This window comes from Bradyrhizobium sp. P2_E8 (assembly GCF_056403875.1).
On record NZ_JBFUES010000421.1, the window covers coordinates 1 to 6,146 of the forward strand.

The window sequence follows — 6,146 nt, forward strand, 5'->3', positions numbered from 1 at the left end:
GCTCGCAATGCTCGAAAGCGGCCTCGACATCCGTAAAATCATAACGCACCGCCTGCCCGTCACAGAATTCAAGGCCGGATTTGAGATCATGCRCACCGGCAAGTGCGGCAAGATTGTCCTGGACTGGAAGGCGTGAATACGCCCTCCGGCACGCCACATGCCGCGGGACAGCAGATTGATGCTGCTGCCGCACCATCAATGAAATTGTATGCCGAACTTTGCGCCAGTCCGATTGCGTAATGTTGTCGGGCGCAACGTACGCTGCAGAGGATGCGGGGATCATCAGGTGGCCCTCGCCCTGTTAGGCACTACCGGTTAGGCCGACACCGCGACCAAGAGACGTTGAATCATGATGACCACCGCAGCTTACCAGGCCGGAGAACGCGACAGTGAAGTCGCGGTGCTGGTTCCTTTCGCCAGAGCGCATCTGGAAGGCGCCCTGAAGCTTTCGCAGGAGATGTCCTGGCCCTATCGACTCGAGGATTGGGATATCGCGCTGCAGTTGGGAAAAGGCTTTGTTCTGGAGCGCGCTGGGACGGTGATCGGGACAGCGGCGTGGTGGCCGTACGGCGAGACTCACGCTTCCGCCGGGATGATCATCGTCGCAAAGGCCGCGCAGGGCCGCGGCTATGGGGCCCAGCTCATGGATGCCTTGCTGACGTCCGCGCGCCCACGGACCATCGCGCTGAATTCGACGGCCGAAGGCATCACGCTTTATCGCCGCCGCGGCTTTGTGCCGACCGGGATCATCCATCAGCATCAGGGAATTCCACGCCAAAGCCACGAGACGCCGCGATCGGGCCTCCTCAGACCGATGGCCGCATCGGAGTTCGAAGCGATCGCGCGGCTCGATCGCACTGCTACCGGGTTGGAGCGGCGGCAGTTGCTGAATGGGCTGTTCGATAGCGGTGACGGTTATGTCCTGCTGCGTGACGGCATACTTTGCGGCTACGCCATCTCTCGGCTCTTCGGCCGCGGGTATGTCATCGGCCCCGTGGTGGCCGAGAGCCCGACCGATGCACGCGCGCTGATCGAATTCGCGATCGCGCGGCTCGGGCCTGTCTTCGTCCGGATCGATACTCCTGCCTCCTCGCAACTCGGGGAATGGCTCGAAAGCATCGACCTGCAGCAGGTCAGTGATGCCACCACCATGGTGCTGGGGACGCCGGCTCCATGGACCGGACCGGCCCGCATGTTCGGGCTCGCCAACCAGTCATTCGGCTAAGGAGACATCGGGATGCTGCGCGTGGAGATGGACAGGGCGGATATCCCAAATGTCGGTCCGGGCGAGCCCGCCGCAACGATTGGCGCGCTGGCAACACCGGCGCTCCTCCTCGACAAGGACCGGCTGGATCGCAATCTCGCGCGCCTGTCCTCTCTTATGGGCCGGCAAGGCGTCGTGCTGCGTCCCCATATGAAGACGGCGAAATCCATTGACGTCGCCCAACGCATCTATCCATCGGGGGCGGGACCAATCACTGTCTCAACCTTGGCGGAGGCGGAGTACTTCGCGCAGCATGGATTCCGGGACATCACCTATGCCGTGGGTCTGGCGCCCCACACAGCTGAAAGAGCGATGCGTCTGCGGAAAGCAGGCGTCGACCTCAAGGTGCTGCTCGATTCGCGGGAGCAGGCGATCATCCTCGGCGCGGCCGCTCGTGCCGCCGGCGTGACGCCGTCTGCTTTCATCGAAATCGACTGCGATGGTCACCGTGGCGGGCTGACCGCTGAGGATTCCAAGCTCATCGCCGTCGCGGCCGCCGTTGCCGAGGCCGGCGTCAAGATCGCGGGCATTCTCACCCATGCCGGCGAATCCTACGGTCTCTGCGCGCCTGAAACCCTCGAGGCGGCTGCGGAGAACGAAAGGGCCGTGGCCGTCGCTGCGGCGGCGAGGTTGCGCGCGGCGGGGCATGAGTGCCCTGTCGTCAGCGTCGGCTCGACGCCGACCGCCCATTTTGCCGAAGACCTGACCGGCGTCACGGAAATGCGGGCCGGCGTCTACATGTTCCTTGATCTGGTGATGCACGGTGTCGGTGTCTGCACCACCGACGACATCGCGATCTCGGTGCTTGCCACCGTGATCGGCAAGAAGCCCGAGAAGAGTTGGATTTTGGTCGATGCAGGTTGGATGGCGCTGTCGCGCGACCGCGGCACCGCGACGCAGCGGGTCGACCAGGGATACGGTCTGGTCTGCGATGTGGCCGGCAAGATTTATCCCAACCTGATCGTTTCGCAAGCGAGCCAGGAGCACGGCATCCTCGCCATCGGGCCCGGCTCGACGCAGGCTTTGCCCGACCTTTCGATCGGCGCGAAGGTCAGGATTCTCCCCAATCACGCCTGTGCGACGGCGTCGCAACACGAATGGTACAACGTCATCTCGGCCGGCAGCGACGCGATCGAAGCACGATGGCCCCGGATGCGCGGCTGGTAGGCCGCCGAAAGGATCGCGTCCAATGACCTCTCCCCTTCGGCACCTGACGGAAGCCGGCTTCCTCGGAAAATTCTACATCGACGGAGAATGGCGGAAGCCGATCGGATCAGTCGCGGCAGCAGCAACCGTCGTCAATCCGGCGACGGAGCAGCCGATCGCCGAGGTTCCGCTCGGCGATGACGATGATGTGGACTGCGCCATAGCAGCTGCCAGACGCGCCTTCGCCGGCTGGTCCATGACAGCGCCGGCTGACAGAGCGGCGCTGCTCGACCGGGTTCATGGTTTGCTCCTCCAGCGGCTGGAGTTGTTCGCGCAGGTTCTCACGTGCGAGATGGGAGCTGCCATCACCTATGCGCGCCGAGCCCAGGTACCGCTGGCCGCCGAACATATCCGTGTCGCACGCGACAATCTCGCGACCTATCCGTTCGTCACCGCGCGTGGCAGCACCGCGATCATGCGCGAGGCGATCGGTGTCTGCGGGCTCATCACCCCCTGGAACTGGCCTCTCTACCAGATCACAGCGAAGGTCGGCCCCGCGCTCGCAGCGGGTTGCACGGTGGTGTTGAAGCCGAGCGAATTATCGCCGCTGAGCGCCTTGCTATTCGCTGAGGTCATGGACGATGCCGGTTGTCCGCCCGGCGTCTTCAACCTCGTCAATGGGACAGGTCCGATCGTTGGGGCCGGTCTGGCGTCGCATCCGCTGGTCGACATGATCTCGATCACCGGCTCGACCCGGGCCGGCGTTCTCGTCGCGCAGGCCGCGGCGCCCACCGTCAAGCGCGTCGCCCAGGAGCTTGGCGGCAAGTCGCCGAACATTATTTTGCCTGATGCCGATCTGAGCCGCGCTGTTCCGCTTGGCGTCGGCGCAGCCTTCCGCAATCTCGGCCAATCCTGCAGCGCACCGACGCGCATGCTTGTGTCCCGCTCACAAATGGAGGAGGTCGAGATCCTGGCGGCGGCCGCCGCTTCTGAATTGGTGGTCGGCGATCCCCTTGCGGAAAGCACGACCCATGGTCCGATCGCCAACCGGCCGCAGTTCGAGCGCGTGCAGACCATGATCAGTGTAGGTCTGAAGGAAGGCGCGAAGCTCGTCATGGGCGGGCCGGGGCGGCCTGACCACCTTCAGACTGGCCTCTATGCGCGGCCGACGATCTTCTCGAACGTTCGTCGCGACATGAGGATAGCGCAGGAGGAGATCTTCGGCCCAGTATTATCGATCATTCCCTACGACACCGTGGACGAGGCGATCGCGATCGCCAACGACACCGTCTACGGCCTCGGCGCCCATGTGCAGGGCGCTGATATGAAAGCAGTGCGGACAATCGCCGGGCAGATCCAGTCGGGTCAAGTCCATCTCAATTATCCTGACTGGGACCCGAACGCACCTTTCGGCGGCTACAAGCGCTCCGGCAACGGTCGCGAATACGGCCTCGAGGGCATGGAGGAGTATCTCGAGACGAAGGCAGTTCTCGGATTCTACCGATAGCTCAATATCGGCTCCGAAAAGCTGCGGCATCGCGCTTTAAATGAAACTCTTGCACTGTTCCTGCAACCATGCTCGGTCGGGCTTGAGCAGCTTCGTTCAATCAAGCGGCCAAAAACCCGAACATCTTGCGAAGTCCTGGATGATTTCAGCACATTCTATCGAGCGCACGATGCGATGAAGGGCTGATCGGAACTTTGCTTCCGCATTCTTGGCAGCCGAGGTTCGTTGGAACATGTCGCCCCACGTCGAGCGCATTCACAGCGATGAGCGTCTTCCGGCCGAGGCGGACGTCGTCGTCGTCGGCGGCGGCATCCTCGGCTCTACGGCCGCCTATTACCTGGCGAAGCGCGGCCTCTCTGTGGCGCTCCTCGAGAAGGGCCACGTCGCCTGTGAACAATCGAGCCGAAACTGGGGTTGGTGCCGCCAACAGAACCGCGACCGGCGCGAACTGCCGCTCTCGGTGATCTCTATGCGGCTGTGGGACGAACTCACGCGCGATATCAATCGGGACCTCGGATTTCGACGCTGCGGTCTCGTCTATGCGACCCACGATGAGGCTGTGCTCGCCGGCTGGGAAAGGTGGCGCGAGGTCGCCAGGGAGTACGACGTCGACACCCGCGTGCTGAGCCGGGCGGAGGTGGCCGCGCGCGTTCCCGAAGCGCGCGACAAATGGATCGGCGGGACCTATTCGGACCGGGACGGCAAGGCCGAACCTGCGCTCGCCGCGCCGGCTATCGCCGATGGGGCCAGAGTTCTGGGCGCCACGATCCACCAGGGATGCGCCGCGCGGGCGCTCGACTTGGCCAATGGCAAGATTGCGGGCGTTCACACGGAGAAGGGCTACATCAGAACCAGCGCGGTGCTGTGCGCCTCCGGCGCCTGGTCCTCGCGCTTCCTTCGGCCGCTCGGGATCAGTTTCCCCCAAGCGAGCATCCGGCAGACCGCGCTGCGTTCCACCCCGACGATCAACATAGGCGAGGCGGTCTCGACACCCTACTGCACGATCACGCGCCGACTGGACGGCAGCTACACGCTTGCGATCAGCGGCAAGGCGAACCTCGAAATCACGCCCCAGGCTATCCGGTATAGCCGGGAATTCATGCCGCAGTTCTTGCGTCGCCTGAAGAACGTCAGGCTCGGCGTCGGCCGATCGTTCGTTTCAGGGCCGGATTCAATGCCGGCGCTCCTGACCAACGACGATCGGATCTTCGAACAGAATCGCGTGCTGGATCCTCCGCCCTTGAAATGGCTGGTGAGCCAAGTGGTGGAGAGTGTCCGGAAAACCTTCCCCCAACTCGGCGAAATCAAGATCGATAGCGCCTGGGGCGGCTTCGTCGATTGCACGCCAGACGCAGTGCCCGTGGTATCGCAGGTGGACGGGGTGGAAGGCCTCGTCCTCGCAGCGGGCTGCTCGGGTCACGGCTTCGGTTTGGGCCCGGGGCTTGGCTATCTGGCTGCACAGCTTCTCGTGAACGACACGCCTTGCGTTGATCCCAAACCGTTTCGGTTGTCGCGTCTGGTCGATGGCTCGAAGCTGGACATCGCCGCCATCTGAAGATCGAGCCGGATCCGTAGCTCGAACGGTAGGTATTGATCCGACAAAGGCGAAAATGCTTTATCTTTCAACAGGGATTGACTGACACTCTCTCCGCCAGCCAGCCAAAGTCATGTCGTACTCCTATGCGGAGACAGGCCAAATATCCGGCCGTTTTCCTGCTTTTTTCTGGCCAGAGAGACCCCATCGCGGATCAAACTAGACGTTGGATAGGCCCAGAGAACTGAATTTTCTCCGAATCTTAGTACCCTGCGAATTGGTCTAGTACGACATTTTCCGGCAAACCAAGCGCTTATGGGGGCGCGGTTTGGATCTCTCTCGCTCAGGCGCCCTCGTCATTCGTAATGACGGGATCACAGATTCGAGTCCTGTTTGCGGTACCAGCGATTCAACGGCTTAGCCCGATCTGACCGCCCTGCTTTTCCTCTCAAGGTACGGCATGGGTATGCGGATCACCGGCGATAGTCCCGAAGGCAAAGCCGAGCTGGATCGCTTCATCGATCCTGAGGAGCCATATCCTGTAATCGCAACCACGTCTCAACTCTTGACGACCGGTGTTGATGCCAAGACCTGCAAGCTGATCGTGCTCGATCGGACGATCAACTCGATGACTATGTTCAAGCAGATTACCTACGCGGCCTATCGACAGAACGCGCGCAACGGCATGACCAGAC

General features: G+C 62.5%; 4 protein-coding genes and 1 pseudogene. All 5 read left to right on the top strand.

Annotated elements, in window-relative coordinates:
• The first annotated feature begins 349 nt into the window (after positions 1–349).
• Positions 350–1,225: a GNAT family N-acetyltransferase gene (locus tag AC1D00_RS22350; protein ID WP_135178247.1), complete on the top strand. Its 876-nt coding sequence runs from the start codon at positions 350–352 to the stop codon at positions 1,223–1,225.
• Between the two features lie 12 nt (positions 1,226–1,237).
• Positions 1,238–2,431 (top strand): alanine racemase, encoded by a 1,194-nt coding sequence (locus tag AC1D00_RS22355; protein ID WP_477012146.1) that lies wholly within the window; start codon positions 1,238–1,240, stop codon positions 2,429–2,431.
• Between the two features lie 22 nt (positions 2,432–2,453).
• Entirely contained in the window at positions 2,454–3,917 is a 1,464-nt protein-coding gene (locus tag AC1D00_RS22360; protein WP_135178246.1) for an aldehyde dehydrogenase family protein, read from the top strand.
• 232 nt (positions 3,918–4,149) lie between these two features.
• Positions 4,150–5,472 (top strand): NAD(P)/FAD-dependent oxidoreductase, encoded by a 1,323-nt coding sequence (locus tag AC1D00_RS22365; RefSeq protein WP_135178245.1) that lies wholly within the window; start codon positions 4,150–4,152, stop codon positions 5,470–5,472.
• 445 nt (positions 5,473–5,917) lie between these two features.
• A pseudogene (locus AC1D00_RS22370) lies at positions 5,918–6,146 on the top strand (hypothetical protein); the annotation flags it as partial.

What these genes read in the sequence shown, in the direction of transcription:
- AC1D00_RS22355 (WP_477012146.1), top strand. Translation starts at nt 1,238, where the DNA reads ATGCTGCGCGTGGAGATGGACAGGGCGGATATCCCAAATGTCGGTCCG.
- AC1D00_RS22365 (WP_135178245.1), top strand. Translation starts at nt 4,150, where the DNA reads ATGTCGCCCCACGTCGAGCGCATTCACAGCGATGAGCGTCTTCCGGCC.
- AC1D00_RS22360 (WP_135178246.1), top strand. Translation starts at nt 2,454, where the DNA reads ATGACCTCTCCCCTTCGGCACCTGACGGAAGCCGGCTTCCTCGGAAAA.
- AC1D00_RS22350 (WP_135178247.1), top strand. Translation starts at nt 350, where the DNA reads ATGATGACCACCGCAGCTTACCAGGCCGGAGAACGCGACAGTGAAGTC.